The sequence below is a fragment of the Bacillus sp. RAR_M1_44 genome (assembly GCF_020165935.1).
Lineage (GTDB): Bacteria > Bacillota > Bacilli > Bacillales > Bacillaceae > Bacillus > Bacillus altitudinis.
In genome coordinates this window covers 88,645-115,625 of sequence record NZ_JAIUKX010000001.1, presented here as the reverse complement: position 1 = coordinate 115,625, position 26,981 = coordinate 88,645, and the positions used below count along the sequence as shown (strand labels likewise).

Annotated in this window: 36 protein-coding genes; 23 read left to right on the top strand and 13 right to left on the bottom strand. The window is 40.5% G+C overall.

Going from position 1 to position 26,981, the window contains the following annotated elements; all coding sequences use genetic code 11:
• Position 1: 1 nt before the first annotated feature.
• Both trhA and LCD34_RS00545 read right to left on the bottom strand, forming a co-directional pair.
• Positions 2–637, bottom strand: a complete 636-nt coding sequence (trhA, locus tag LCD34_RS00550; RefSeq protein ID WP_008346394.1) for a PAQR family membrane homeostasis protein TrhA — start codon at positions 635–637, stop codon at positions 2–4.
• Positions 638–650: 13 nt separating this feature from the next.
• Positions 651–1,619, bottom strand: a complete 969-nt coding sequence (locus LCD34_RS00545) for a sigma 54-interacting transcriptional regulator (RefSeq protein WP_224558405.1) — start codon at positions 1,617–1,619, stop codon at positions 651–653.
• A gap of 180 nt (positions 1,620–1,799) precedes the next feature.
• Here LCD34_RS00545 and ilvA point away from each other — a divergent pair, with 180 nt between their 5' ends.
• From ilvA to ypmT, 7 genes are all read left to right on the top strand, one after another.
• Entirely contained in the window at positions 1,800–3,068 is a 1,269-nt protein-coding gene (gene ilvA, locus LCD34_RS00540; RefSeq protein WP_008346398.1) for a threonine ammonia-lyase IlvA, read from the top strand.
• 36 nt (positions 3,069–3,104) lie between these two features.
• The gene (locus LCD34_RS00535; protein WP_008346400.1) at positions 3,105–3,356 is read left to right on the top strand and encodes a YpmP family protein; all 252 of its coding nucleotides are present in this window, start codon (positions 3,105–3,107) and stop codon (positions 3,354–3,356) included.
• A 187-nt stretch (positions 3,357–3,543) separates the two neighbouring features.
• Positions 3,544–4,386 (top strand): DegV family protein, encoded by an 843-nt coding sequence (locus tag LCD34_RS00530; protein ID WP_081114628.1) that lies wholly within the window; start codon positions 3,544–3,546, stop codon positions 4,384–4,386.
• Between the two features lie 22 nt (positions 4,387–4,408).
• Positions 4,409–4,999: a cytochrome c oxidase assembly protein gene (locus LCD34_RS00525; RefSeq protein ID WP_007500791.1), complete on the top strand. Its 591-nt coding sequence runs from the start codon at positions 4,409–4,411 to the stop codon at positions 4,997–4,999.
• A gap of 69 nt (positions 5,000–5,068) precedes the next feature.
• On the top strand, positions 5,069–5,830 hold the full coding sequence (locus tag LCD34_RS00520) for an SGNH/GDSL hydrolase family protein (RefSeq protein WP_025207511.1): 762 nt from the start codon (positions 5,069–5,071) through the stop codon (positions 5,828–5,830).
• A gap of 9 nt (positions 5,831–5,839) precedes the next feature.
• On the top strand, positions 5,840–6,406 hold the full coding sequence (locus tag LCD34_RS00515; protein ID WP_224558404.1) for a YpmS family protein: 567 nt from the start codon (positions 5,840–5,842) through the stop codon (positions 6,404–6,406).
• A gap of 24 nt (positions 6,407–6,430) precedes the next feature.
• Positions 6,431–6,628 (top strand): protein YpmT, encoded by a 198-nt coding sequence (gene ypmT / locus LCD34_RS00510; protein ID WP_008346409.1) that lies wholly within the window; start codon positions 6,431–6,433, stop codon positions 6,626–6,628.
• Between the two features lie 29 nt (positions 6,629–6,657).
• On the opposite strand, the gene LCD34_RS00505 is transcribed toward ypmT, so the two are convergent.
• The 3 genes from LCD34_RS00505 to LCD34_RS00495 form a co-directional block, all read right to left on the bottom strand.
• On the bottom strand, positions 6,658–7,326 hold the full coding sequence (locus LCD34_RS00505) for a DUF4397 domain-containing protein (RefSeq protein WP_224558403.1): 669 nt from the start codon (positions 7,324–7,326) through the stop codon (positions 6,658–6,660).
• 117 nt (positions 7,327–7,443) lie between these two features.
• Positions 7,444–7,704, bottom strand: a complete 261-nt coding sequence (locus tag LCD34_RS00500; RefSeq protein ID WP_008346413.1) for a hypothetical protein — start codon at positions 7,702–7,704, stop codon at positions 7,444–7,446.
• A 52-nt stretch (positions 7,705–7,756) separates the two neighbouring features.
• The gene (locus tag LCD34_RS00495) at positions 7,757–8,188 is read right to left on the bottom strand and encodes a MarR family transcriptional regulator (protein ID WP_007500780.1); all 432 of its coding nucleotides are present in this window, start codon (positions 8,186–8,188) and stop codon (positions 7,757–7,759) included.
• A gap of 138 nt (positions 8,189–8,326) precedes the next feature.
• Here LCD34_RS00495 and msrA point away from each other — a divergent pair, with 138 nt between their 5' ends.
• Both msrA and msrB read left to right on the top strand, forming a co-directional pair.
• Positions 8,327–8,860, top strand: a complete 534-nt coding sequence (gene msrA / locus LCD34_RS00490) for a peptide-methionine (S)-S-oxide reductase MsrA (protein ID WP_035391726.1) — start codon at positions 8,327–8,329, stop codon at positions 8,858–8,860.
• A complete protein-coding gene (gene msrB, locus LCD34_RS00485) occupies positions 8,860–9,291 on the top strand; it encodes a peptide-methionine (R)-S-oxide reductase MsrB (RefSeq protein WP_224558402.1) in 432 nt (143 codons plus the stop codon). The genes msrA and msrB overlap by 1 nt, the downstream gene beginning before the upstream one ends.
• Before the next feature lie 53 nt (positions 9,292–9,344).
• Here the strand turns inward: msrB and LCD34_RS00480 are convergent, their stop codons facing one another.
• Positions 9,345–10,373, bottom strand: a complete 1,029-nt coding sequence (locus tag LCD34_RS00480) for an SDR family NAD(P)-dependent oxidoreductase (RefSeq protein ID WP_224558401.1) — start codon at positions 10,371–10,373, stop codon at positions 9,345–9,347.
• Positions 10,374–10,626: 253 nt separating this feature from the next.
• On the opposite strand from LCD34_RS00480, the gene LCD34_RS00475 reads away from it, so the two are divergent.
• Positions 10,627–11,349: a cytidylyltransferase domain-containing protein gene (locus tag LCD34_RS00475; RefSeq protein ID WP_224558400.1), complete on the top strand. Its 723-nt coding sequence runs from the start codon at positions 10,627–10,629 to the stop codon at positions 11,347–11,349.
• A 28-nt stretch (positions 11,350–11,377) separates the two neighbouring features.
• Here the strand turns inward: LCD34_RS00475 and LCD34_RS00470 are convergent, their stop codons facing one another.
• Positions 11,378–12,172, bottom strand: a complete 795-nt coding sequence (locus LCD34_RS00470; RefSeq protein WP_224558399.1) for a DUF3880 domain-containing protein — start codon at positions 12,170–12,172, stop codon at positions 11,378–11,380.
• Between the two features lie 183 nt (positions 12,173–12,355).
• Complete coding sequence (locus LCD34_RS00465) at positions 12,356–12,757, bottom strand: hypothetical protein (protein WP_224558398.1); 402 nt, start codon at positions 12,755–12,757, stop codon at positions 12,356–12,358.
• Between the two features lie 208 nt (positions 12,758–12,965).
• Here LCD34_RS00465 and cgeC point away from each other — a divergent pair, with 208 nt between their 5' ends.
• The 7 genes from cgeC to LCD34_RS00430 all read left to right on the top strand — a co-directional run bounded on the left by cgeC (position 12,966) and on the right by LCD34_RS00430 (position 19,065).
• The gene (cgeC, locus tag LCD34_RS00460) at positions 12,966–13,286 is read left to right on the top strand and encodes a spore maturation protein CgeC (protein ID WP_224558397.1); all 321 of its coding nucleotides are present in this window, start codon (positions 12,966–12,968) and stop codon (positions 13,284–13,286) included.
• Between the two features lie 18 nt (positions 13,287–13,304).
• Positions 13,305–14,600: a glycosyltransferase family 2 protein gene (locus LCD34_RS00455; protein WP_318010711.1), complete on the top strand. Its 1,296-nt coding sequence runs from the start codon at positions 13,305–13,307 to the stop codon at positions 14,598–14,600.
• 155 nt (positions 14,601–14,755) lie between these two features.
• Positions 14,756–16,132 carry a sigma-54 interaction domain-containing protein gene (locus LCD34_RS00450; protein ID WP_224558395.1) on the top strand — a complete coding sequence of 459 codons (1,377 nt, stop codon included), beginning with the start codon at positions 14,756–14,758 and terminating at the stop codon, positions 16,130–16,132.
• Between the two features lie 116 nt (positions 16,133–16,248).
• The gene (ablA, locus tag LCD34_RS00445) at positions 16,249–17,649 is read left to right on the top strand and encodes a lysine 2,3-aminomutase (RefSeq protein WP_008346434.1); all 1,401 of its coding nucleotides are present in this window, start codon (positions 16,249–16,251) and stop codon (positions 17,647–17,649) included.
• Between the two features lie 2 nt (positions 17,650–17,651).
• A complete protein-coding gene (locus tag LCD34_RS00440; protein ID WP_048003315.1) occupies positions 17,652–17,933 on the top strand; it encodes a YokU family protein in 282 nt (93 codons plus the stop codon).
• 79 nt (positions 17,934–18,012) lie between these two features.
• On the top strand, positions 18,013–18,237 hold the full coding sequence (locus tag LCD34_RS00435) for a YozE family protein (protein ID WP_003215834.1): 225 nt from the start codon (positions 18,013–18,015) through the stop codon (positions 18,235–18,237).
• A 147-nt stretch (positions 18,238–18,384) separates the two neighbouring features.
• The gene (locus LCD34_RS00430) at positions 18,385–19,065 is read left to right on the top strand and encodes a hypothetical protein (RefSeq protein WP_008346441.1); all 681 of its coding nucleotides are present in this window, start codon (positions 18,385–18,387) and stop codon (positions 19,063–19,065) included.
• Here LCD34_RS00430 and LCD34_RS19530 read toward each other — a convergent pair.
• Complete coding sequence (locus tag LCD34_RS19530; RefSeq protein WP_017359686.1) at positions 19,062–19,196, bottom strand: hypothetical protein; 135 nt, start codon at positions 19,194–19,196, stop codon at positions 19,062–19,064. The genes LCD34_RS00430 and LCD34_RS19530 overlap by 4 nt on opposite strands.
• 119 nt (positions 19,197–19,315) lie before the next feature.
• On the opposite strand from LCD34_RS19530, the gene LCD34_RS00425 reads away from it, so the two are divergent.
• The 5 genes from LCD34_RS00425 to LCD34_RS00405 all read left to right on the top strand — a co-directional run bounded on the left by LCD34_RS00425 (position 19,316) and on the right by LCD34_RS00405 (position 22,223).
• Positions 19,316–19,486, top strand: a complete 171-nt coding sequence (locus tag LCD34_RS00425) for a YozD family protein (RefSeq protein WP_017359685.1) — start codon at positions 19,316–19,318, stop codon at positions 19,484–19,486.
• Between the two features lie 51 nt (positions 19,487–19,537).
• A complete protein-coding gene (locus tag LCD34_RS00420; protein WP_017359684.1) occupies positions 19,538–20,146 on the top strand; it encodes a phosphatase PAP2 family protein in 609 nt (202 codons plus the stop codon).
• Between the two features lie 54 nt (positions 20,147–20,200).
• On the top strand, positions 20,201–20,518 hold the full coding sequence (locus LCD34_RS00415; protein WP_007500756.1) for a YodL domain-containing protein: 318 nt from the start codon (positions 20,201–20,203) through the stop codon (positions 20,516–20,518).
• Between the two features lie 110 nt (positions 20,519–20,628).
• Positions 20,629–21,324, top strand: a complete 696-nt coding sequence (gene deoD / locus LCD34_RS00410) for a purine-nucleoside phosphorylase (RefSeq protein WP_007500754.1) — start codon at positions 20,629–20,631, stop codon at positions 21,322–21,324.
• Between the two features lie 68 nt (positions 21,325–21,392).
• Positions 21,393–22,223, top strand: a complete 831-nt coding sequence (locus LCD34_RS00405; protein WP_007500752.1) for a D-alanyl-D-alanine carboxypeptidase family protein — start codon at positions 21,393–21,395, stop codon at positions 22,221–22,223.
• Between the two features lie 49 nt (positions 22,224–22,272).
• Here the strand turns inward: LCD34_RS00405 and LCD34_RS00400 are convergent, their stop codons facing one another.
• A complete protein-coding gene (locus LCD34_RS00400) occupies positions 22,273–22,536 on the bottom strand; it encodes a hypothetical protein (RefSeq protein WP_017359682.1) in 264 nt (87 codons plus the stop codon).
• A 92-nt stretch (positions 22,537–22,628) separates the two neighbouring features.
• Positions 22,629–23,327, bottom strand: a complete 699-nt coding sequence (locus tag LCD34_RS00395; protein WP_224558394.1) for a class I SAM-dependent methyltransferase — start codon at positions 23,325–23,327, stop codon at positions 22,629–22,631.
• A gap of 151 nt (positions 23,328–23,478) precedes the next feature.
• Here LCD34_RS00395 and LCD34_RS00390 point away from each other — a divergent pair, with 151 nt between their 5' ends.
• Positions 23,479–24,864 carry a S41 family peptidase gene (locus LCD34_RS00390; RefSeq protein WP_224558393.1) on the top strand — a complete coding sequence of 462 codons (1,386 nt, stop codon included), beginning with the start codon at positions 23,479–23,481 and terminating at the stop codon, positions 24,862–24,864.
• Positions 24,865–25,109: 245 nt separating this feature from the next.
• Here the strand turns inward: LCD34_RS00390 and LCD34_RS00385 are convergent, their stop codons facing one another.
• Positions 25,110–26,603: a sodium:solute symporter gene (locus LCD34_RS00385; protein ID WP_217815866.1), complete on the bottom strand. Its 1,494-nt coding sequence runs from the start codon at positions 26,601–26,603 to the stop codon at positions 25,110–25,112.
• The gene (locus LCD34_RS00380) at positions 26,588–26,806 is read right to left on the bottom strand and encodes a DUF3311 domain-containing protein (protein ID WP_017359680.1); all 219 of its coding nucleotides are present in this window, start codon (positions 26,804–26,806) and stop codon (positions 26,588–26,590) included. The genes LCD34_RS00385 and LCD34_RS00380 overlap by 16 nt, the downstream gene beginning before the upstream one ends.
• Positions 26,807–26,981 lie beyond the last annotated feature (175 nt).

Below are 26,981 nucleotides of genomic sequence, written 5' to 3'. Positions count from 1 at the left end.
ATCATGCTGGGATGTTGACGCAATAAAATAGAATGCAGAAGAACATGGATGCACTTCCGCCGAGAACAAAGCTGTGCCAAATCGCATGATGATAGGGAATTTTCCGCCAAATATAAAAGATCGTTCCGACTGAATACAAAATACCGCCTAATAGTAAGAGGCTGAATCCAGCTCCTGTTAATTGAATGTACAGAGGTTTAATTGCGATGATAATCATCCAGCCCATTAATAAATAAACAAGGGTGGATACAATGATAAACCGTTTGACGAAAAAGATTTTAAAAACGATACCGCCTGCAGCAAGCGCCCATACGATTGCAAGAAGAGTATAGCCAAGTGCGCCTTTTAATGGGCCAAGCAAAAATGGCGTATATGTACCAGCAATCAATACATAAATCGCAGAGTGGTCAAGAATTTCAAATACATCTTTTGTTTTTTTGTGCCGAATGCTATGAAGCAAAGTAGAGCTTAAATAAAGCAGCAGCATCGACGCGCCAAATATCGAAAAGCTAATAATGTCAGTGACAGTGCCGTATTGAACAGCGAATAAAACGAGAAAAACAATGGCGGGAATGGATAAAATGACGCCAATGCCATGTGTAATTGCGTTGGCAATTTCTTCTTTTACAGTAAACAATGGATGTCCTCCTTTATTGAACCGGTATATAACCATCAAGCGACTTCAGAAATGAGAGACCTTCAAGTGTAATCTTCGTTCCAGCTCTGCCTTTCCCTTTTGTCACATAGGCTTTTTTCTCAAGATCATCTAATCGACTCCTGACTTGTTGAGGGGTCAGCGGGATGTCGCCTTGTTTGCTTAACTCAGACAAGATACGTCTGCTGGCTGCTTCTCCTTTTTCATTTAGAGACTTAATGGCTTCGAGTAAGAAAACAAATTCTTGTTTCTCCATAAGCGTGAGCTGGTGTTCTTCTTTTTTTCCTTTACCAGCTGTTTGTTGTGGTAATAATACAAAAGGTGGCAAGTGATGCAAGAAAACTGTTTGCCCTTCGAGAATTGCAGCTGCATAATGAACGATATTTTTGAGCTCCTGGATATTCCCTTCAAACGAATATTGCTGTAAGACTTCCCACACACTTGAGTCGATGTCAGGCGTCATGTTCAGTTCCTGAAAGAAAGCAGCGGTTAAAATAGGAATATCTGTTTTTCGATCTTCTAAGGGCGGGAGAGGGATATGAAGCACATTGAGCCGATAAAACAGCTCAGGTAAAAAACTGGACGAAACGCTCATCGCCTCTAATGATAAAGACGAAGAAGCAATGATTTTTGTTGCAGGAGAAACTTCGAGAAAACGAATGACCTGATGCTGCATAGGAATACTAAGTGCGCTGACTTCGTCTAAATAAATCAAATGATTTGCCGCATGAGTAAATGCTTCCTGCAAAGTCTCTTCATCTACAATGGGGCAGTAGATATGTTTCATCGAAGCCTGCGCAGCAAATGAATGGGCCATTTCTTGTGCAAAGCGTGATTTGCCTGTTCCAATTTCTCCTGTGATCAACACAGGCTGATCGTTTTTCGTGAATTGTTTTGCCAAATGAATGGCGTGTTTTATATCTTGGTGTTCTCCATATATATTAGCAAACGGATGTGTGGTCATCGAGCGATTCCTTTCTTTTGGTTCTAATTGGTTTTATTATAACACCCAATTAGAACAAATGTATAGAAAAACGAAAAAGTTCATGAAATTTATCTCCGATCCATGATCTATTGGTTTATTTTTTGAATATTCATGTTATAATGACAAATTAAATAAGGTTAAAGAGAAAGGATCTTGTACATGAAACCGTTGCTCAAAGAAAACACGCTAATTCAAGTGAAAGACATCTTAAAAGCCCATCAAAATTTGAAGGATGTAGTGATTCATACACCACTTCAAAAAAATGAGCGACTTTCTGAACGATATGAATGTAATGTCTACTTAAAAAGAGAGGACCTGCAGGTTGTTCGTTCTTTTAAATTAAGAGGCGCTTTTAATAAAATGAGCCAGTTGCCAAAAGAAAAACTAGAAAACGGCATTGTTTGTGCCAGTGCAGGAAATCACGCACAAGGCGTTGCCTATTCTTGCAAATATTTAGGTATCCACGGGAAAATTTTTATGCCTGCTACCACACCAAGGCAAAAAGTATCTCAAGTGGAGCTTTTCGGAAAAGAATATGTTGACATTATCTTAACCGGAGATACCTTTGATGATTCGTATCATGAAGCAGTCAAATGCGGAGATAAGGAAAAGCGGGAATTTATCCATCCATTTGATGATTTAGATGTCATGGCAGGACAAGGAACAACTGCTGTAGAAATATTAAATGATATCGAAGTGGAGCCTCACTTTTTATTTGCAAGTGTTGGGGGCGGAGGTTTGTTATCTGGCGTTGGCACGTATATGAAAAATATCGCACCAGAAACAGAAATTATTGCAGTCGAGCCACTTGGTGCTGCCTCACTTCATGCTTCCCACGAGAAAGGAGAGGTTGTCACACTTGATTCAATAGATAAGTTTGTAGATGGAGCAGCGGTTCAGCGGATTGGCGAAAAGACGTTTACATCGCTTCAGTCTGTTGTCGATAAGATTAGTCTTGTACCAGAAGGAAAAGTATGTACAACCATTTTAGAGCTGTATAATCAATGTGCCATTGTAGCTGAGCCAGCGGGTGCTTTACCGATCGCAGCTTTAGATGCACATCGTGAGGAGATTAAAGGGAAAAATGTCGTTTGTATTGTCAGTGGAGGCAATAATGACATTGGCCGAATGCAAGAAATCAAGGAACGCTCCATGATTTATGAAGGACTCCAGCATTATTTCATCGTTAATTTTCCGCAAAGAGCAGGTGCTCTCAGGGAATTTTTAGATGAAGTGTTAGGGCCAAATGATGATATCTCACGCTTTGAATATACGAAAAAGAATAACCGAAGCAAAGGACCAGCGCTTGTTGGGATCGAATTGAAAGAAAGAGATGACTATGCAGCGCTGATTGACCGAATGAATAAAAAAGGCTTCCACTATGTTGAAGTGAATAAAGATCAAGATTTATTCCACCTATTTATTTAGGCTTAACAGATAATTGGAAAAGAGGATTGATCGTTTGTGCTGCTCAAAACAATATGTTTTAGACGGATGGATGGAGCTCAGATCAAGGTAACAGAAGTCCCTGTTTTAAAGGGAGATGAATCCTATGGTTTCATGCTCACCTTTAGACTTGAAGCTTTCTTGAAAAAAGTCTATGTATCTAAGGGAAAGAGGCATGTGTACTCTTTCAGGGAGGATGTGAAACGTAACGTCAAGTGGAGCACATATGAACAGATCTACCAAGAGCCTACACTAAAACACAATGCGTAAATTGGAATCTTTGCCAAAGAGAGTGAGCGGCCATTTTTAAATAGCGGCTACCCATCTTGGCAAGGATTTTTTACATGAAAAGAAGAAAATGTGACAATTTCAAAAACGTTCTGACAGTTGTTTTCAAGTATGCACGAAATAAGGTAATATCATATGTAAAGACTAAGACAGCAAGGATGAGACGATAGTGAAACAAATTAAAATTGTAACAGATTCAACTGTGGACCTTCCGCAAGAAAAAATCAATGATCTTTCCATTCATGTCATTCCGCTCAATATCTCCATTTCTGGGGTTGATTATATTGACCGAGTGAACATACAGCCAGATGAATTTATTGAAAAAATGGAGGCCGCTGAGGTACTGCCGAAAACGTCTCAACCTGCGATCGGTCAATTCGTCGAATTATATGAAAAACTGACGGCAGATGGAAGCGAAGTCATTAGTATCCATTTAACTGGTGGGATGAGTGGTACGGTTCAAACTGCTGAAAGCGCTTCTAAAATGGTAGACGGAAATATCACTGTCATCGATTCGAATTTTATTTCCTATGGTTTAGGGTTTCAAGTCACCAAAGCAGCAGAGCTTGCAAAAAAAGGGGCAAGCCGTGATGACATCCTCAAAGAAATGGACAAAATTCGTCTTAAAACAAAGCTATTTGTCACAATCGATACATTAGAAAATCTCGTGAAAGGTGGACGAATTGGAAGAGGAAAGGCGCTGATCGGTTCACTTCTTCATATTAAACCAATTGCCAGCTTAACAGACGGCATATACACACCAGAAGCGAATGTGAGAAGTTACTCCGCTCTTGTCCGCTATTTGACAAAACAGTATGTACAGGCGGTGAAAGGGAAAACCGTTCAGGCCATTGGGATTGCACATGCAGACGCATTAGAACTTGCAGAAAAGCTTAAAGCAGCACTGCTTGATCATACACCTGATGCACTAGTTGACATCGCTTATACAACACCGATTATTTCCTGTCATACTGGTAAGGGCGCTATAGGCTTTACTTTTTATACCGATTGATTGAAAAGGGGATGTAATGGTCATGTATACAAAAAGGGGAGCCTTATTTGGTGCGCTTACGATTATAAGCGTGCTTCTTTTAGTCTCATGTTCAAATGGACAAATCAAGGATGCATTAAATTATCAAATCCAGCCGTTTGAGTATCAAAACCAGGATGGTCAAAAGGTGTCGCTCGACGATTTAAAGGGGAAAGTCTGGGTGGCAGATTTTATTTTCACAAGCTGTGAAACGATTTGCCCGCCGATGACCGCACATATGACAGAGCTACAAAAACGGTTAAAAGAAGAAAAATTGGATGCGCACATCATTTCATTTAGCGTCGATCCAGAGGTGGATTCACCGAAAAAGCTAAAGGAATTTGCAAAAGCATATCCATTATCCTTTAAAAATTGGGATTTTCTCACTGGTTACTCGCAGTCAGCGATTGAAAAATTTGCAATGAAAAGCTTTAAGACGATTGTGAAAAAACCTGAAGACGAAGACCAAGTGATACATCAATCTCTGTTTTTCCTCGTTGATCAAGAAGGAAAAGTGATGAAAAACTATGATGGTGTTCAAAATACGCCATATGATGAAATCATCAAGGACATCAAAACACTGAATCGAAGCTAGCATAAGGATGTTCAAATGAGTGAAAACATGATACACTTTTTTAATCAGAAAAAGGAGGGACATCATCGTTTGAAGGCTCGTTTGATTTTGATTGTGATGTCTCTAGCTTTTGTTCTTTCTGCATGTTCCGCGCAAGAGGCTGGCATAAAGGATAAACTAGAAGACACACAAAACGTAAAAGAACATATTACGATCGCAGCGGTTGGAGATTCCTTAACAGAAGGAATCGGAGATCAAAATAAAAAAGGGTATGCCGGCATCACCCGTGACAAGATAGAAGCGGTGGACGGTGTACAGTCTGTTACATTAAAAAACTATGCCATTAAAGGCAGTAGAACGGTAGATTTATTAAAAAGATTAAAAGAAAAAAAAGTGCAGGATGGATTGAAAGACGCTGATTATATTTTCTTTACGATCGGCGGAAATGACTTAATGCATGTCGTCCGTCAAAATGTGCTCAACTTGACATTTGCTCCTTTTCAAAAAGAGCAAGGTCCTTTTGAAGAGCGTTTTAAGACCATTCTTGCTCAATTAAGAGAGCATAATGACCATGCAAAAATCATGTATGTCAGTATGTACAATCCTTTTAAGTTCAGCTTGTCTGAGCTGAGAGATATTGATGAGGTCGTCAAAGACTGGAATGCTGCTGCCGAAAAAGAACTAAAAAAAGACGGCAATGCTGATATGATCGATGTAGCAGATTTATTTGAAGATGATCAAGATGAAAAATTACTGGCAGATGATGATTTCCACCCAAACCAAAAGGGGTACTCTCTTATGGCAAATCGTTTATTCTCAGAAGTGAAAAAAGAAGGACTGCCGAAGGAATAGGGTGAAAAGATGAAAAAATGGAAGAGTTTATTTTTTATTTTACTGTCAATTAATCTATTGATTGTTCTTGTATGCGGTATTTTTATGCTGCTGCCGAGCGATCAATCCGCTCCGAAAAAAGAAGTGAACAGCGAGTATGCTTTTAACATTTCTAGTTCAAAAGAATCGCTCACCAGCTTTGTCAATGATTATTTGAAAAACCAAGGATCAAGCGATATGCCCGATTTTCATGTTGCGATTGACCAAGATGTGAAAGTAACAGGTGCAATCAAAGCTTTTTCTTCAACGATTAATGCAAATGTATCATTTACACCAACTGTTGAAGATAACGGGGATGTTCTGCTGAAAGTAGATGACTTTTCAATTGGGCAATTAAGCATCCCAATCAGTTTTGTTTTAAGCTACATGGGTCAATTCTATGAACTGCCTGATTTCGTTCATGTGAAACCAGACCAAAAAACGGTGGAAGTGCGCCTTTCAGAAATGCCGCTGACGAATGATATGTATGTCAAAGCGAACAAAATTGATCTTGAGAATGATGAAATTGAATTCTCATATTATCATCCAAAGCAATAGAACGTGTAAGTCAGGAGTGAAACGATGAAGCGAGTCTATCAATATTTTAGTTTACTGTCGCTCTTATTTGCTGCATACTTTGGCATGACAGCTGCCTCTCATTTAAAAGCAGAAAATATCGACCAGTTTTACTTAAATATCGCCTATTGTGCATTATTTTTAGGTACCATGATTCTTGCTTTTGATTTTCAAAAACAAGAAAAAGCTGAAGATGTCTCGTAAAGAGCCTTTTCCATTTGGAAAGGCTCTTTTTACATTTGGTGAGACAAGACGACTTTTGCCATTAGCTCTGGCTCTCCGTTGGCAAATCCATGAAGTAAAATAAGATAGGCCCGCTTTGTTTGCAGGTGAACTTTCGGAATATCTAGCAGTACACTTTGAGTACCGGCAGCTTTTAATTCAAAGTGATACTTATTCGGAGAGAAGTGGTGGGTTTGGGTGCCGTTCACATATCCGAGCTCCTTTGATAACATGCCTTGATCTCGTTCATATATATCAATGAAAGGGAGGTCTGGTGACAGCTGGATAAACGTGAGTGCTGATAGCTCATCTTGCTTAATCAGCGAGTCTTGCTTTTCTGTGAGCAACGCAAAGCCGGTACGAGCTCCTGTGATACATAGCGTGTAAGTCTCGTTTCCATTAATCAACATACGAGAAGAAAGAATTTTTTCTTTTGTAGCCAGCTTGAATACTTCTATCTCATAAACACCCTCATCCCATTCCATATAAGCAGACAGCTGACCGTATGGTAGCTTTTTTTGGATTGGCTGTTGATTTACAAATACAGCAAGCTCACTTAAATCCGGTGCAGCGTGAAATAATCGAATAACAGCTTTGGAAATGGTGTTTCTCGGATGGTATGGGGGAAAGGTAGCTAATGGACGATATAGAAATTGATTCATCTCGTAGAGCTGCTGCACGTCTTTATCCCTTCTTTCTCTGCAATGTGTTTTTTGTAGCGTATGCAAGAAAGGGACGATCTGTATAGGCAAAAGAAACATAGAAAAAAGCCTGACAAAAAGTGTCAGGCTCTCGTATTAAGAAGGAGATGAATATTGATGATATTCAGCCAACTTAATGAACGTTTTTTCATCCTCAATTAATCCGCAAACGCCGCACTGGACTTTGATTTTCGGTCCTTGATAGTTCATGTGAAAAGGAGAAAGCTGATCTCCTTCATATGTTTCGACAATAGCTCCAGTTGCTGGATCAAGTTTCACAGGTTCTGAATGCTGCTCGATGAGATTAAAACGCGTTCTGTTGGTTTTGCAGTTCGGACACAGATATGGACTTGTCATGGTTCATTCCACCTTTTTATCCGTAGCATGTCCTCCACGCTAAAATCTATGCTTAATCTTTTTGACTTTTATCCAGCTTTTTAAATAATTTGATCATCGTTTTCAGTTCTTCATCATCAAATGATTCAAATCGTTCCATGAAGTATTCTGTTTTCTTTTTCTCAAAATGCTCAGTAATTTCCTTACCCTTATCGGTTAAGTGGATTTTGATGATGCGTCGATCCTCTTTTGAACGGATACGAGTGATCCAGCCTTTTTCTACAAGTGTGTCGGTTACAGCTGTAATATGGCTTGCTGATACACCGAGAATTGAGGCGAATTCCGTTACTTTTTTTGCGCCTTGTTCACGCAGCAGATTTAAAATGAGAAATTCATTCCGAGATAATTCGTTTTCAAGCAGGCTGTTAATTTCATAACGTATTTGCTTAAATACGGTTCTCAGTAAAGTATCCATTTCATACATCATTTGTTTTCTTTGTTCCAATCATTAAACCCCCATTATATTTTAAGATACGACAGAAAGCTTTCTTTTGTTTTTAGGTATACAAGTCGTATCATTTTCATTATTTTTTATCATGTTATAATATGATGATACCATTTTTTAAATGAAGGGGGCACTAATATGTCTGAAAAACAAGAATTAGCCACATTTGCTGGAGGCTGTTTCTGGTGTATGGTTAAACCTTTTGATGAACAGCCAGGCATTATCAAAGTTGAATCAGGGTATACTGGCGGACATACAGTGAATCCAACCTATGAGGAAGTATGTACAAATACGACAGGCCATAGAGAAGCCGTTCAAATTACCTTTGATCCAGACGTTTTTCCGTATGAGAAGCTATTAGAACTATATTGGCAGCAAATAGACCCAACAGATGATGGAGGACAATTTGGTGATAGAGGAGAGTCCTACCGTACAGGGATTTATGTCCACAATGAAAAACAGAGGCAACTTGCAGAAACATCAAAAGAGCAGCTGAGCCAAAGTGGAATTTTCCAAAAGCCAATCGTGACAGAAATTTTAGAGGCTAGTCCTTTTTATCCTGCTGAGGAATATCATCAGCATTATTATAAAAAGAACAAAATGCACTACGAACGATACCATGTCGGTTCGGGCAGAGCAGGTTTTATTCAATCTCATTGGAGTGATAAATAATGGCTAACGAAAAAGAGCAGCGCATCAAAGAATTAAACCAAATGCAGTACGAAGTGACGCAAAATAATGGAACTGAGCCGCCATTTCAAAATGAATTTTGGGACCATAAGGAAGAGGGCATTTATGTAGATATCATTTCAGGCAAACCATTGTTTTCTTCTTTAGATAAATTTGATGCCCATTGCGGCTGGCCAAGTTTTACAAAACCGATTGAAGATCAAGAGGTAGAAGAGAAAGTAGATACGAGCCATGGCATGGTGCGGACTGAAGTTCGCAGCAAGACGGCCGACTCTCACCTTGGTCATGTATTTCCTGACGGCCCAGGGCCAAACGGTCTAAGGTATTGTATTAATTCTGCCGCTTTAAAGTTTATCCCGAAGGATGATCTTGAAAAAGAAGGCTATGGTCATTTGAAACACATCTTTCAATAATTGATTTAAAAAATCGTCACATGGAAGTCAGCTGCTTCCGTGTGACGATTTTTTTATTTTTTATGGTGGGTATGATGTAATTGTTCAATGATGTGAAACAGTTTCTCTTTTGTAATGAGCGGTGCTTCGTTCGATGTGTAATGGGTCAAATGGACTTTTTGAAAATGAGGGTGAAGATGTGGTCTTGGTAAAATGGCGTAAAATTGTTCATGTTCAAACAGTGCATCTGCCTCGTGAGGGAATGTGAGCTCCTCGTGAAGTTTTTCTCCAGGTCTTTTGCCGACAACGAGAATATCAGGAGAAGGAACGTTCATCTGACCGGCATATTCATGAAATGCTTTCAATAGATCAGCCAGCTGTAATGACTCCATCTTGAGAATAAACGTTTCGCCGCCTTTCATCATGATAGCTGCTTCAAGCGTGAGAGATACAGCTTCTTCGATAGACATAAAAAAGCGTGTCATCTTAGGATCAGTTACAGTTAGAGGTTGTTCATTTAACAACTGTTGAAGCATGATGGGGATGACGGAACCCCTTGATCCAAGCACATTGCCAAACCGGACAGAGCAAAACCTCGTTTTCTGATTTGAAATACTTTCATTCGCTTGAAAAAACAATTTTTCTGAAATTAATTTTGTAGCTCCCATGGCATTTGTCGGAGAAACCGCTTTGTCGGTTGAAATGTTGACAACATGACTGACTTCATGTTCAAGTGCTGCTTCGATGACATGCTGTCCGCCGATGATGTTGGTTTGGACAGCTTCAAACGGATTATCTTCGCAGGTGGGTACTTGTTTGAGTGCAGCTGCATGGAAGATGATATCTACCCCTTTGACAAGCTGCCTGACGCGGCTTGCATCCCTCACATCTCCAAGTGCAAATACAACCTCTGGATGCGCCGCATATTCATTTTTCATCATGTATTGTTTACTGTCATCTTTACTGAAGACAATGACCTTTTTAGGAGAGCAGGCTGTTAATTTTTTCACAATCTGCCGGCCAATCGAACCCGTACCGCCTGTGACCAAGATGATTTTGTCACGAAAAAAGGTCTTCAAACTCGTTTCTATTTGTTTGGACATATCTAATCCCCCAACTCTCATTTCTCTACTTTGCATCATATGTGAAAGAGAGGAAGACGTTTGAGGAAAAGAACCACTTCATGCATAAATTAGGTGAACCAATTATAACCATCTGCTTGACGACTTAATAGAATATGTAGAGATAGAAGATTAAGTAGAATAGCGAGGCACCTGAAGACTTCAGTACGGCGATCAGTTCAGCTCTCAGAATGTATTCACTGATACTGAGCTGCGCGAGGGGAGAAGATCATACATGTATAGGGGAAATCGTATTTTAGCCATGATACCAGCTTTTAGCAGCAAGCAGGGGCATCATGCTGAACACATTCGCGTATTGGCGGAGCGGCCGCTGATCTATTGGACTATTCAGCCATTATTACAAATGATTGAATTAGATGAAGTCATCGTATCTTCAGAGGATGTGAATACTCAAATTATTTCGTCCCACTATGGAGCAAATGTGATTGAACTGCCAAGCACACATGTGACGGAACAAACACCTTCTTTAGTAGCTGTGAAGCATGCACTTGCTTATTTAGAACGAGAGGGAAAGACGTTTGATATTGTTTTGTATTTGCATCCAGCATCACCACTAAGGCAGACGGCAGATATTGAGAACTGCTTGCAGCTTCTAGTAGAGGGGGGATATGATTGTGCGGCTTCTTTTACAGAGGCGTTAGAAAATCCAAATGAAACTTGGACACTTCATGACACCAATGAAGCCAGCCTGTATAAGGACAATCATTATTTTTTTGTACCAACTCAGAAGCACCCTTATACGTATGGACGTTTAAATGGAGCTGTCTATGCGTTTCATGTTCCATATGCAAAAGAATGCATTCATTCCTTTTTAGAAGGATCTGTTGGTGCATATATGATGGATCATGCGCAATCGCTTGTTGTGAAAAGTGAGGAAGATCGGAAAAAGGCAGAGAAGATTTTATTGGCTCGACAAGATGCAGAAGGAACGGCATAAGATGATGTCGATTAGAAAAAGCGCCCGGTCATAGGGCGCTTTTGACTATTTCATAAAGTCTGTATGGCAGCGTATCAAATGTGTTCCAGCGAATGACTTGCTCGTAATTGTTCTCTGCAACCGATTGTCTTTGCTGAGGGTTTGTTACATAGTGCTCGACCTGCTCAATCAAATCGTTTCCATGTGTGTAAAAAGCGAAGCTTGAAAATGCCTGTGACGGTTGTAGATCTGTCAACTGAAAGCCTCCGCTTGCAGCGATATCAAAGGCTCTGTTGTTGAGACTCATATTTTGAACATTGGCTTTGTTTTGATTATAGGCAAATTGCGCGGGCCTGTGCGGATTCAGAACAATGGCTGATGTTTGATAGATGTCTGCCATCTGCTCGGGACTCAGCCAGTGGGTCATCAGTGTGAGATCACGATATCGTCTGCGTGATTTATTCAACACGCGATGCCACTCTTTTCCTGCTACGAGAATGCGCCATTTGTTTTGATGTAAGAGTGTATCGATGGCTTTGATGCGGTTTGGATAAGGGTAGCCAATGAGTGCAATGTCATAAATGCACGATTCATGTGGTGATTCTTTTTTCTGAAATACGTGTGTATTGGTTGGAATGGGAAAGTAGTGCGTGTGATTAGCGCCTAGTTGTTTGTAAAATGACAAAGCACCTTCGTCAATCGTTAAGATCAGCTGTGCATCATTTACGCATGCAGCTGACACATCTATATAAAAAGGGTCTTCTGTCATCCACAGTACAACGGGGATCTTTTCTTGTTTGAATTGATGAAGCAGTTCTGTTGGAATATGATCACCGATCATCATGAAAACAAAATCCGGAGAGAATGTCCGGATTTTGTGCATATAAGCGGGTAGAGTTTCCCTTTCCACTTTGACGCATGAAAAGGGGGAATCAATGAAGCTATCTTCTATCCATTGATCGAACATCCGATAGATTCCACCGTAGCCAGAGCTGATATAAAGAAGCTTCATGATGGCCCTCTCACATTAAGATGTGAACGTAACACTTTCTACTTTATCTACATCTAATAGAGTCGTTGCAGAGCCCGTAGGTGTCACAGAGCTTTCTTGTGTGACGAAAACAACACCTGTTGAAGCATCGAATGATACGAATTGAACGGGTCCGATTAAGTCACCTGAATCCATGACAATGCTAATGACTGTTCCAGGTGCAAGTCTTGCGAAAATCCATCTTGCTGGTTGAGATACGTCGAGTGTTGTAGCAGAATTTGAAGGTGATGCTTCAGCAGCCACCTCACTAAATAAATCGTTCAATTTTTCTTCCACTTGAACTCCTCCTTCTTCGAGATTAACTGTTAACGCATGACTAAGCGGTTTGAAAAACAGCTTTAATAGCTCTTTTTTTAATTCGGCACGCTTTTCGCTCATGTTTTCCCCATCCTTTCTTCATCCATTCAAACACACCACTATGTATATGCCGTTCTCTTTTTTTGGTATAAGCAGAATGCTCATTCCTTGTTCTTTTTTTCATTTAATGACTTCACACATTTTTGAAAAATGTTTTCAAATGCTGATGCTAAATGAAGTGATCCTCATACTCTAGTAAAGATCAAACGAGAAGAAAGAGGGAATCTGAATGGGATTTGAACAACTATTAAATGGCTGGAACGAAGAATTACTAGAAACAGAAGGAATACTAGAAGTTGTGTTGATTATACTTCTTCTTCATCTTTTAGAGGAAAGTGAGGAAGGGAGTGCGTCAGAGATTAAAGAATTGCTGCGCCCGTGGCTTGAGCTCGGCATTCCGCTGCCGCGTGTTCATTTAGTCAATGGAGATGTGCTGCAAAACGTGGTTGTCGTACAATTGTTTGACTCAGTAGCAGTCTTTAAAAATGCGACAAATCAGCTAAGAGTAAGTGTTCCTTATGTGAACATTGTCAGCTGGGGGGCTTTTTAATCTATTTAAAAAAGGATAATGGTCATGAAAGTATCAGTGATATTAACAAGCTACAACAAACCTGATTTCATTGAACGTGTGCTAAAGAGTGTGGTAGAACAAACGTATCAGCATTGGGAGCTTTTGATCATGGATGATGGCTCTGAACAAGAAACGATCCAAAAGATGCAGCCTTATTTAGTGGATAAGCGCATTCAATTGTATTCTCATCAAATTCATCCTGCAAACCGGCTGAAGACTGTACGTTATGCAACGCTAATTAATGAAGCATTAACACGTATAACAGGTGAGCTGGTTTGTTATGTAACTGATGATACAGTCTACAGAAAAGATCGTTTAGAGAAAATGGTCGAGGTTTTTCAATCGAAGCCTCACATAGATATCGTCTATTCCTCGCAGCGTGTCGTGCATGTGAATCAGCATTTGGTGGAAACGGCGAGCTTCGTTCGAGAAGCTGATCAAGTGTTGGAGCATGCATCCTTTCAAGTCGACCATTGCTCTGTTATGCATAGAAGCCGGCTGCTTTCGTTTATTCATGAAAAATACGGACAATACTGGGCCGACGAACCAAAACATTGGCATCATGCTGATTCTGTGTTTTGGATGAGACTGAATCATTTTGCTGCGTTCTTTCCATTACAAGAAGTACTTGATACCACATATAAAACGCCACAATCATTCCATCATATGTTTTCGAGTATGCCCTACGACTTAATTGACGGAACTGTGATTGAAAGAGATGGCGCTTATTATCAAATCGCTCACGGATGTCTTCATCTAATTGACAAGCGCTGGGTGAATGAAAAGAACAGGCGTGCGATTCGTGTTCCTTCCTTATGTACGATGAAATATGAAATGAACGAGCCGCTGACAGTCCCAAATTATACAGTCGTCACAGCAGATAACGGCAGGACATTTTATTATATTGAACATCAAACAAAAAGACGGTTTGCTTCAAGACGTGATGTGCAATATTTTCAGTTTCATCAAAAGGAGATATACACGGTCACAAAACAGCAGCTAGAGACGTTTAAGGATGGCAAGATCATTCAAGTATCTCCTATATTCAGCCCGCCAAATAGACGGCTGTTTAAATGGAAACAAGATGTCTATTTATTTGTGCATGATACCTTTTGCCGAATTGTCCCTGAGGTAGTGAAAATATTTGCGTTTTACCATCAGCCAATCAAACTACAACCTTCTCAATTTGCATTTTTTCAAGAAGGAAAGCCAATTGTGCCGCTGTATATGGAGTCACTTCAGGAATTTGACTTGTCTCTTTATCAGATGTCAGGACGAAAGCACTCCTCCTAAGAGGGGTGCTTTTTTTAGAATAGATGAAAAAAGCAGGAGATCGACAGGAAAAAGCGAAACGTGAAAAGGATAGGGGAACACGTTGAACATCATCAAGCCGCTGAAAATTGGGCAATACGTGCCGGATTTTCGGCATAGAAAGTGAGGGGGAAATAGTGGGGAAGGTTGTCGAAAGAGCGGATTGGTTTGAATTAATTTTAGAAGCCATCGATGAAGCGATTCACGTTGTAGACGATCAAGGGGTTACCATCTTTTATAATCATAATGCAGCGAAGTTCGACTGTTTAGCGAAAGAAGAGGTGATTGGCAAGTACATACTGGACGTGTATCCTTCATTAACTGAAAAGACAAGTACACTCATGCATGTACTTAGAACAGGAAAACCCATTTATCATTCTTTGCAAACCTATTTGAATAAAAATGGAGAAAAAATTGAGACCGTCAACACCACACTGCCGATTATAGAAGGCAGCAAGTTAATTGGGGCGGTAGAAGTAGCGAAGGATGTGTCGAAGCTGTCAGCGCTTTCGAATCGTTTAGATCAAAAAAAACGAACGGATGGTGCCGCGGAGACCACTCAAATGCTCGATTTTTCTTCATTTTTAACAAATGATCCACACTTAAAAGAGATGCTGGAGAAAGCGAAAAAAGCTGCTGCATATCCTTCATCGGTTATGGTCTTCGGGGAAACTGGGACAGGAAAAGAGGTACTCGTACAAGCGATTGTTCATGCATCTGATCGGAAAGATCAAGTCTTTATCCCGCAAAACTGCGCTGCTCTTCCAGAATCGCTGCTTGAAAGTCTTTTATTCGGGTCTGTCAAAGGAAGTTATACGGGCGCAATAGATCGCAAGGGGCTGTTTGAATTAGCAGATGGTGGTACGCTTTTTCTTGATGAGCTGCAAGCGATGCCGCTTACGCTTCAAACAAAATTACTGCGTGTGTTAGAGGATGGTGTTGTCCGCCGGATAGGTGATGCAAAGGCGGTTCAAGTAAATGTCAGAGTGATTACTGCCCTCAATATCAACCCATTTGAAGCCGTTAAAAAACAAATGTTAAGAGAAGACTTATTTTATAGACTGCATGTGTCATCATTTCATATCCCGCCGCTTCGCACAAGGAAGCATGATATCCAGTTGTTATCCCGCCACTTTATTCAAACGTATCATCAGCAATTTTCTAAAAACGTCAACCGCCTTTCAGAAGAAACTGTCCAAGTATTTATGGCCCATCAGTGGCCAGGGAATGTCAGAGAATTAAAACATACGATCGAGCATGCCGTCTTGATGATGCCAAAGGAAGCAGAAGAAATCACCCCAGCATATCTCCCTGCCCATTTGCGGACGCATCAGATAGAAAGTCATCCGCCAGAGTCCTCATTAAAAAGTCAAGTGACGTCATTTGAACAAACGCTGATTCAAGAAGCTTTAAGACAGCACGCAGGGAATATTAAGCAAACGGCAGCCGCTTTAAAAATTCCTCGACAAACATTGCAGTATAAACTAAAAAAATATACAGATGCCGAAAAGTAGGCACTTCAAACAGGTGAATGTGACGGAAAAGCTCCTTTTGTAAAGAATAGGGGCATTTTCCCATGTTGGCACATAACTTGCATAGTATAAAGTGAATGCTGATAGGGGGAATGGATATGAATCAAAAACTGTATCAACCTGCGCGACATTGGAAGGACATTGAACTTTGGAAGGACGTACCCGAGGAAAAGTGGAACGACTGGATTTGGCAGCTGACGCATACGGTCAAAACGCTAGAAGATTTAGAAAAAGTCGTGAACTTAACAGAAGAGGAAAAAGAAGGGGTGAAGATTTCCACGAAAACCATTCCACTCAACATAACACCCTACTATGCCTCACTGATGAATCCAGACGATCCAAGATGCCCAATTCGTATGCAGTCTGTACCAATTGCAGAGGAGCTTCATAAAACAAAATATGACCTCGAAGATCCGCTCCATGAAGATGAGGATTCACCTGTTCCAGGTTTAACGCACCGCTACCCAGATCGTGTGCTGTTTCTTGTCACAAATCAGTGCTCCATGTACTGCCGCTATTGTACGAGAAGGCGCTTTTCCGGTCAGATCGGGATGGGCGTGCCGAAAAAGCAATTAGATGCCGCCATTGGATATATTAGAGAAACCCCTGAAGTGCGGGATGTGTTAATTTCAGGCGGTGACGGGCTGTTAATTAATGACCAAGTGCTTGAATACATTTTGAAAAACTTACGAGACATTCCTCACGTTGAAATCATTCGAATTGGAACACGTGCACCGGTCGTGTTTCCGCAGCGAATTACAGATGAATTGTGTGAGATTTTAAAAAAATATCATCCAGTTTGGCTGAACACTCACTTTAATACAAGCATTGAAATCACAAAAGAAGCGAAAGAAGCGTGTGAGCGCCTTGTCAATGCTGGCGTCCCTGTTGGTAATCAGGCGGTGATCCTAGCAGGAATTAACGACAGTGTTCCAATTATGAAGAAGCTGATGCATGATCTCGTCATGATTCGCGTCAGACCTTATTATATTTATCAATGTGATTTATCTGAGGGGATCGGCCACTTTAGAACACCGGTTTCAAAAGGCCTTGAAATCATTGAAGGCTTAAGAGGACATACGAGTGGTTATGCCGTGCCAAGCTTTGTTGTAGATGCACCAGGCGGAGGAGGTAAGATCACCTTACAGCCAAATTATTTATTATCTCAAAGCCCAGAGAAAGTGGTCCTGCGTAACTTTGAAGGTGTGATCACCTCTTATCCGGAGCCAGAACATTACGTCGCAGGCCAAGCAGATGCGTATTTTAATGAAATCTATGAAGAAAAGAAAGAACCCGCCATTGGCATAACTGCTCTATTTGAGGATGAAGCAAGATCCTTTACGCCTGAAAATTTAAGCCGAATGAAACGAAGAGAGTCTTATGAAACGAATCCTGAACATGATACGCTCAAAAACAAACGTGAAAAACGAGATGAATTAAAAGAGAAGAAATATCAAGCCCAGCTCAAAAAAGAACAAACCGTAAAGGAGGAGAAATAAAGTTGCTGACATGTGATTGGTGTGAGGAGAAGAAAGCGAACGCAGGACAGACCACAGTCTATTGGGAACTCATCACGGGCACACAATCGATTGAGATTTTGGAAACGCCTTCGATTTCTTGCACGCATTGCGGGATGACGTATCAGAAGGATGAGACAGTAAAAGAGATAGAAGATCAATTAATTTTAGTCGATCAAACAAAACTTCCAGAAAAAATCTTATATGCAGAATTAATGAGCATGGAGCGGTTATTAAAGCGTAATTACTTTGATTTTTCTTCATAAGTTGTACCTCCGCCTATACAAGTCATCAAATTCCTGTATAATATAACAACAAAATAGAGTGTCGCGGAGGGAAAAACAGGTGAAGTCGTTTTACCATTATTTAATGAAGTATAGACATCCAAAACCGAAGGATGAAATCAGTCATTTTGCAAATGCTGCTTATGAAGATCACAGCTTTCCTAAAGCATCCACTGATTATCATGAGCTATGTGCCTATTTAGAGTTAAATGGGGACTATTTAAGCTCCATGACGACATTTGATGAGGCTTTTGAGCAATACGAAGTAGAAGTCAAAAAAAAATAACACACACACCCGCTTGTTCCGTATGGAAGAAGCGGTTTTTTCATGAAGAAATAAAATGGCGTTTTGCATGGTGTGGTTGCCCATGCAGAATTCCTTGCGCCGGCATACGATACGTTAAGACCAAAAGTCGGGCAAGGGGGAGACAGAATGAAGGCGAAAGCACCAAAATATAAAGTAGGGGATATTGTCGTCGTTGTCATGTACGGCACAGTTGGAACGATAACAAAAGTCCATCAAATTGACCAACATTATCTATATGAGGTCAATCATAATGAGGTGCTTTATTTTGAAACATCACTCCAGCTTTACGATGAGTACGACGGGGTGATTGTAGATACAGAAAAGCTGGACATTGAATATGAGTTCCTCATTGGCGATGTTGTATATGTAAAGGATTACGGGAAAGAGCTATTTAAAATCATTGGCCATCGGACTGAGATATGGCGCTACCTTGAAGATGGCTGGGAAGATGTCATTTATGAACTGACAAGGTTAAAAGACGGAGAATGGCTGGAAACAGAAGAAGAAGACTTGACGCTTGTCCTAAGAAAATATGAGATGGATCAGTTTGTTCATCAGCTTCTTTTTGTGCATTACGTTGGAGAAACCTCAAAAGAAATAGAGGAAGATATGGTGCAAACCGCTCTATTACAGTTAGAAGAGAAACAAGAAAGCGAAGCATCACTAGAATTTCTCGCTGTATCTATAGTGGATGAGCTTCTTGATATTTACAATGATTATAAAATTCTCTATGAATTTTTCAAAGACCCAGAATATAAGGATATGATGGACTTTATTTTGGAAAGTTTAAACGAGCATTTTGGTTAAAAGAAGACTTGTCCTAACACGAATAAAAAGTAAGGAACACAGAAAAAAGCAATCACATAAAACCATCCCCTCAAGATACGGCCCATCACCTGATCAAAAGTATGTCCATCTAAAATGCTTAACCATTTCATTGCCTCATGCCCCTTTTCTTTTCGTTTACTGCATTTATATGTATGGAATGAGCCATTATGACAAACTGTAATAAAAATAAGGCGACGTTCATACATCATAAAAAAGGAGGCGGAAAGCAATGAAAGAAGCAGATTTGGTGATTGATACAGAGGAAATTGCAGAATTCTTCTACACGGAGCTGGTCAAAAGAGGGTACATACCATCTGAACTGGAAACGTTTGAGCTTGCCGATATTACATTTGAATATATGCTGAGGAAAGCAATGATAGTTGAAGAAGAGGCGTGGTAGGCACTATACTTTGAAGAGATTCTGAGTAGAAAGGGAGGGGAATTGTTTCGCGTGTATGTCATCATTTTTTTCCTTTTGTTTGGCGCCATCGCAGCGCTTATGGTGTCTGGCATGTTCCAGGAGTTGGACAACCAGATCATCTTATCGTTTGAAAACATCAGACTTCCTTTTTTAAATGATGTCATGCTGACTTTGACTGACTTTGGTATCAGTGCGCTGCTTGTCCCAATCATGCTCATCTTTAGCGTGGTGCTGTTTATGTATAAACGCTACCACTCTATTATGCTGCTTTTTCTACTATATATAGCAGAAAAAACGGTCAATCATGAACTGAAAGGACTGTTTGCTAGAGAGCGTCCAGCTTTTGATCATCTAGTGAATGAGACCTATTACAGCTTTCCGAGCGGACATTCTATGAATGCAGCAACGATCTATCCATTTATCGCCTATCTATTCATTGAAATGGTTCCGTGGCTGAAAAAGAGACAAAAAGCAGTCTACATGGTGACAGGGTGCTATGTGCTGATGATCGGCATCAGCAGGATGTATATCGGTGTTCATTATGTCACTGATGTAGCAGGGGGCTTTGCGATAGGACTAGCTTTATTTCTCATATGTAAAAAGATTGACGAAAAATTGTCCGTCATTCGACAAAAATAGAAGAAGGAAATTCATAGATCCCAGCCAATTTTATATAAAAGGGGAGGGATTTGAATGCAATTGACGTTGAGATTTTTTCAAAAGAAACCTTCAGCTTATCACTTAACCATTTATCAAACACCTGAATATGGTGCAGAAAGCGGGCATCAGCCTGTGTACCGGACAAAGATTGGCGGCAGGACACACCTTGATGTACTGGAAAAAGCATTCTCGACATTTAATGTACAAGATACAGTCCCTAATGATTACAATGCACGGTTTATCACAACTGGGGATATCGTTGTGATTGATGACCAGAAAAAAGGGAAGTGCTACTACCAGCTCTTTCCGGCAGGATGGAAACGCAGTGAACGCCTAATGACGATGAGTTAAATATAAACGACGATGCCAGCTTTACTTTCAGCTGGTATTTTCTTTTTTGAACGCAATCGTTTATAATAAATGGGACTAAACACATGTTAAACGTAAGTGGAGGCTAAAAAATGAGTGTACATATTGGAGCAGAAAAAGGACAAATTGCAGAAACGGTATTGCTGCCAGGCGATCCGCTTCGTGCGAAATATATTGCAGATACATACTTAGAAGATGTTGTGTGCTATAACGAAGTGCGCGGCATGTATGGTTATACTGGAACATATAAAGGAAAACGCATTTCTGTACAAGGTACTGGAATGGGCGTACCGTCTATTTCGATCTATGTGAATGAGCTGATCCAAAGCTATGATGTTCAAAACTTAATCCGTGTTGGCTCTTGCGGAGCGATCAAAAAAGATGTCAATGTACGTGACGTCATCTTAGCTCAAACATCATCAACAGATTCTCAAATGAACCGTGTGGCATTTGGACCGATTGATTACGCACCATGTGCTGATTTTGGTTTACTGAAAAAAGCCTACGACACAGCAGAAGCGAAAAATGTAGCTGTGCGTGTTGGGAATGTATTTACAGCAGACCAGTTTTATAATGAAAAACCACTTGAGCTGATGGACCAATATGGAATTCTAGCGATCGAAATGGAGACAACGGCTCTTTATACGCTTGCTGCAAAATTTGGCAGAAAAGCGTTGTCGATTCTGACAGTGAGCGATCATGTGCTAACAGGAGAAGAAACAACTGCTGAAGAGCGTCAAACGACATTTGACGAAATGATCTTAATTGCACTAGATTCTGTTTTATAATAGTATAAAGGGTGTGCTACGATGTAGCGCATCTTTATTTTTTTAGTAGAGCAAAAGGAAGGTATGTCATGAAGAAAAGCTATAAAATACTCTCAATCGCATCGATTCTTGGTTTGACGGCCGCATTATCAGGCTGCCAGTTGCTGGATCAGAAAAGCGGTACCACTGAATCTAACAAAACAAACGAACAAAAGAACGCAGCAAGTTCATCATCCCAGCAAAACTCAAACGATACGGCAGATTCATCTAATCAAGAGCTGACGTTAAAGAGTGAATATTTCAATGACATCAAGGTAGTGAGCGGACTGAAGACCATTCAAAACCCTGAAAATGTGCTTGCTTTAGTGAACAAAGAATATGCACTGCCAGGAACCTATAAACCTTCTGATCTCGTTGTACCAAAAGTGGAATTCTCTTTTTCAGAGGATATTGAAAAACGATATATTCGAAAAGAAGCAGCGGAGGCACTTGCGAAGTTATTCAAAGGTGCTAAAAAGGAAAACTTTGAGCTTGCTGCAGTATCGGGCTATCGTTCCTATGATCGTCAAAAGGTCATTTTTGATAGTGAAGTGAAACTAAAAGGGAAAGAAAAAGCCCAAGAAGCCGTAGCCTTACCAGGCGAAAGTGAACATCAAACAGGTTTAGCTATGGATATTTCCTCAAAAAGTGCCGGCTTTGAAATCTCTGAAAAATTTGGTGAAACACCTGATGGTAAATGGGTAGCCAAAAACGCTTATAAATATGGCTTTATCATCCGTTATCCAAAAGGGAAAGAAGACATCACGAAATATGAATATGAGCCGTGGCACTTGCGCTATGTAGGGAAAGAAGCTGCAAAAGCGATGCACGATCATGATTTAACATTCGAAGAGTATATGAACAAAGTGAAGAAAATATAAACAAATAAAAGGCCTCCCGAAGCTGGGAGGCCTTCTTTTATACGCCGTTTTAAAAAAAGAGCAAACCTGCTAATGCGAAGCCGGTAATAAAACCGAGACCGATGCCATAAGCTGGACCCCAGCCATAATAGCCTCCGTAATAACCTCCGTAATAGCCAAAGCCTAAGCCCCTGCGGGACCCGCCGACTGGACGGATATAAACTTTGCGGTTTGACACCCGCTCAATACGTCCAACATGTACTCTGCCATTTCGATCAGTAATTCTAGCTACTTTCCCCATATGCTGCTGACAAAGTTTATAGTAGCGCTCCATGTTTTTCCTCCTTATGACAAACTCTTTTCACTCTTATCCTATGCGAAAGACTTCATAGAGTTTGGACAAAACATATAGGAGATTCGCTCATTTTATACTGTACATTCAAATACAAGGTGACTCAGATGTTCTCGGTGTGTTTGAATCAGGTCATAGTGTGTCTGTAATGTATCATAAAGAGAAGGTGGTATTTCATCTGATAATTCCATTTCGGTCGGCTCTTCCTGCACCATGTGCTCATCAAATGAGAGAATCTGAATGTCACGGAATCCTGCGGACGCTAACTGTTTTTTCCATTCAGGAAATGAAAAGAGGGAGTGAAACCCATAAAACTCCCGAATGGTTGCCTGTTCTTTTGAGGGGAGCGGCACTTTTAACACAGCCTCATTTGCGATCAATTGTTTTCCAGGAGCAAGCACCCGTTTGATCTCAGCAAGCGCAGCAGGTAAATGGGTAAAGCTTAAAACAGATTCACTGATCAGTAGAGAGAACGAGTCATCCGCAAATGGCAGGTGTTCGATCGATGCTTGCTGTGCACGGAAAGGTAGTTGTTCCCGCTCGAATCGCAGATTGGCTTTTTCAATCATCAAAGGGTGTGTATCAATCGCCTCTACTTCATAACCTAAATGTCCTAGATAGGCGGCTGTTTGTCCTGTGCCGCATCCAACATCCAGTATACGATCGTCAGACGCCAAGTGAAGATGCTCAATCATCGTTTTTGTTAGCTCAATTCCGCCAGGATGGGCACCTGATACACCAAAATAGGCAAGCATTTCTACATAGTCACTCATGGGATCCCTTCTTTCTTTATCATGTTTCTCTCTAAAGATTATGCATTGCAGGGCGAAATGGCTTATCTTTTCAAATAGAAGTTTGATCCTTTGGTTGACGGATGAAGAATCGTCCTTGATAATAATGAAAGGAGATAAAGGTGGTGTTTTTTTGAAAAAACAATTCAAGTTCGTGATAGCCATTCTGGTAACAGCAGCGCTTTCCTCAGCGATTACATTTGTGATCACAAAACAAGGTGCTGTCAGCGTTTCAGGAGATGAGAAGTTTAGTAAACTCATGGCTGCATATACGAAGGTAAAAAACGAGTATTACGAAAAAACGGATGATCAAAAACTAGTAGACGGTGCGATTCAAGGAATGATTGCATCACTTGATGATCCATACTCTACATATATGGATCAGGAGGAAGCCGAAGGGTTTAACAACACCATTTCATCTTCATTTGAAGGAATTGGTGCACAAGTAGAAGAGAAGGATGGACAAATTTTAATTGTCGCACCGATTAAAGGCTCTCCTGCTGAAAAAGCTGGTTTGAAACCTCATGATCGTATTTTAAAAGTGGATAGTAAAAGTACAAAAGGTATGTCAGTGAATAAAGCCGTTTCTCTTATCAGAGGGAAAAAAGGAACGGATGTCAAACTGCATTTGAACCGACAAGGTGTTGGAAATGTGGATGTCACGATCACAAGAGATACGATTCCACTTGAAACGGTGTATGCAAAACTAACAAAAGATAAAATAGGCGAAATCCAAATCACGTCTTTTGCTGAAACGACGTCTAAAGAGTTAGATAAAGCGATTGATGACCTCGAGAAAAAAGGGGCAAAAGGTTTTGTCATTGATCTGAGAGATAATCCAGGCGGCATTATGACAGAAGCAATTGAAATGAGCAATGACTTTATCGATAAAGGAAAAGTCATTATGCAGGTTGAGGAAAAAGGAAAGAAACAAGTGTACAAAGCGGAAAAAGAACGCAAAGTTCATCAGCCGACAGTTGTTCTTGTAAACGGCGGTTCAGCGAGTGCTGCTGAAATCATGGCGGCAGCTCTGCACCAATCCTCTAGCATTCAACTGGTTGGAGAAAAGACATTTGGTAAAGGGACTGTTCAGAATGCGCAAAGCTACAATGATGGTTCTAGTGTGAAATTAACCATTGCCAAGTGGCTGACACCAGACGGGTCTTGGATTCACAAAAAAGGAATTGAGCCACAGGTGAAAGCATCTCTGCCGAGTTATGCGAACCTGCCATACTTAAGTCCGAAAAAGACGTATCAACTGAATGATGATGGAGATGAAGTCAAAGCGGCTCAAAAAATGTTCCAAGCGCTTGGCTACAAAGCAAAAGCCAATGGAGAATATGATCAAGCATTCCAGTCGATCGTGAAAAGGTTCCAATCAGATCACGATCTAAAGGCTGATGGTATTCTGACAGGGGACACAACGACGGTACTGATGACAAACATCCAAGATAAGCTCAAGAAAAATGATACGCAAATGAAAAAAGCCATTGAAGTGTTGAAAAAAGAAATGAAATAGAAAAAGCAGTCCTCATCAGGGGACTGCTTCAAATTGTTGACAAAGGGCTAAAATGAACTTTATTTTAGCCCTTTGTCTTCTTTTCAGCTCAGCGTGATAGAAAACCTTTGAAGTCTAGGAAGGACGAGTACTGGAGCGGAGCGAATTTGACATTCGTGAGCACCAGCACGCAGGACTGACAAAGAATGCGAGGGTTTGTCTACACGCTGAAGCAGTCCTCATCAGGGGACTGCTTTTTTCTTGTGTTATGCTTTGTTAGCCACAGGTTCCGTTGTTTTCCCATTCTTTTCAAACAAATCACTTGTCACAGCATTAGATGCGACATTCTTCTGGAAGAATGGATTCAATATCAAGATGACCACAACGTTTGCTAGTAAACCGAGAAAGCCTTCATAAAGGCCGAATGTCATTTGTGTCATATTCGCTGTAAAGGTCACGATAATTCCTACGATGAGCCCCGCAATCGTTGCTTCTCTCGATTGTTTTTTCCAGAACAAGCTGATGGCAATGGCTGGGAAAATTTGAACCATTCCAGAAACACCGATCAGCTGAAGCGTGACGAGCGCAGTCGGGAACAGCATACCGAATAAAAGAGCAAGACCGATCACGATAAATACCATCGAACGTGTAATGATCGTTAACCGTTTAGGTGACACAGTTGGATGGATTAAATCACGGTACAAATTATTGGCAAATAAATTCGATGCCCCAATGGCCATGATCGAACATGGAATGAGAGAAGCTAGTGCAATCGTTGAATACGCAAGCCCCTGCATCACGCCGCCATATGACGTCTGAATTAAATGAAGAAGAGCAAATCTTGGATTTGTATCTTCCGGTAAGACTAAAAAGGCAATGAAGCCAAGGAAGATGACCAAAATCAATACAATGTTGTAAAGAGGTAAAAACATACTGTTTTTACGGATGGCATCTGCGCTTTTGGCTGTGAAAACACCAGTTGCTGCATGAGCCCACATAAATAATGCGAGTGCAGAAACACCTGATGCGGTAATAAACCACAAAATGCCTTTAGGGCCGCTTTCAGGAATCGTCAGAAGCTGTGGAGCTTCCTTAGCTAACGTATTCATCATTGGTGTCCAGCCGTTAAAATGAATAATCGGGAGGGAAACGACCATAAAGAGCATGATCACCCAAACAAGAATATCTTTAATAATGGCTGTATATGTAGGACCTTTAATACCACTGAAAAATGTATAAAGTGCAACTAAAATAAATGAAATCATAACAACTGCATTCACATTAATATAACTCGTTCCAGCGACAGTTAACGTATCTTGAATCCCGCTTAGCTGAAGACAAATGTATGGAATGAGCATGAGTACACCAACAATGGCAATCAAACTAGATAACAGTTTACTGTCAAATCGCTCACGTGCATAGTCAGCAAGTGTTGTCAGCTTGTGATTTTTTGCAACCGTCCAAAGTTTTGGTAAGAAAAAATACGCAATAAAATAAGCAAGAACTGAATAGGGGATAGCGAAAAAAGCAACACTTCCCGCTGTATAAGCTGTACTTGTGAGCCCTAAAAAGGTATAAGCAGTATATAAGTCTGCGCCAACAAGGAACCAGACGAGAAGCCCGCCAAATTTTCTCCCGCCAACAGACCATTCTTCGACTGATTGTCTTGATGATTTATCACGACCAGCGGCAAAACCGATGACCACGACGATGAAAATGATACTTGCAGTAATCAATAAAGCTGTTAAGTTTCCTTGCATTCGTCAGTTCCTCCATTTGAATGTTGCATCCTGTAAATGATAAATGTGCAAACGGGTGTGAGTACAATCCATAGTAAGAGCCAGAAGTGGAAAAAAGGCAGCCCGATGACAAATGGATGAATACGATTCACAAAGGGGAGCAGTGCAAGCTGTCCAATGAATGGAATCGCGATGAGTAGCGCCAGTATCAGTTTTTTGTTCATGTTTTCCTCCTCTAATATTTTGTAATTTCATAATAATAGCAGTTGTCAGATTAGATCACAAGACCATTTTCAGAAAAAACAATCATTTTTATGAATATCATACTAATATAACGCTTTCATTTTTAAAAAGAGGTAAATAGTGAAGAATGAGAAAGAAAGACTTGAAAATAAGTAT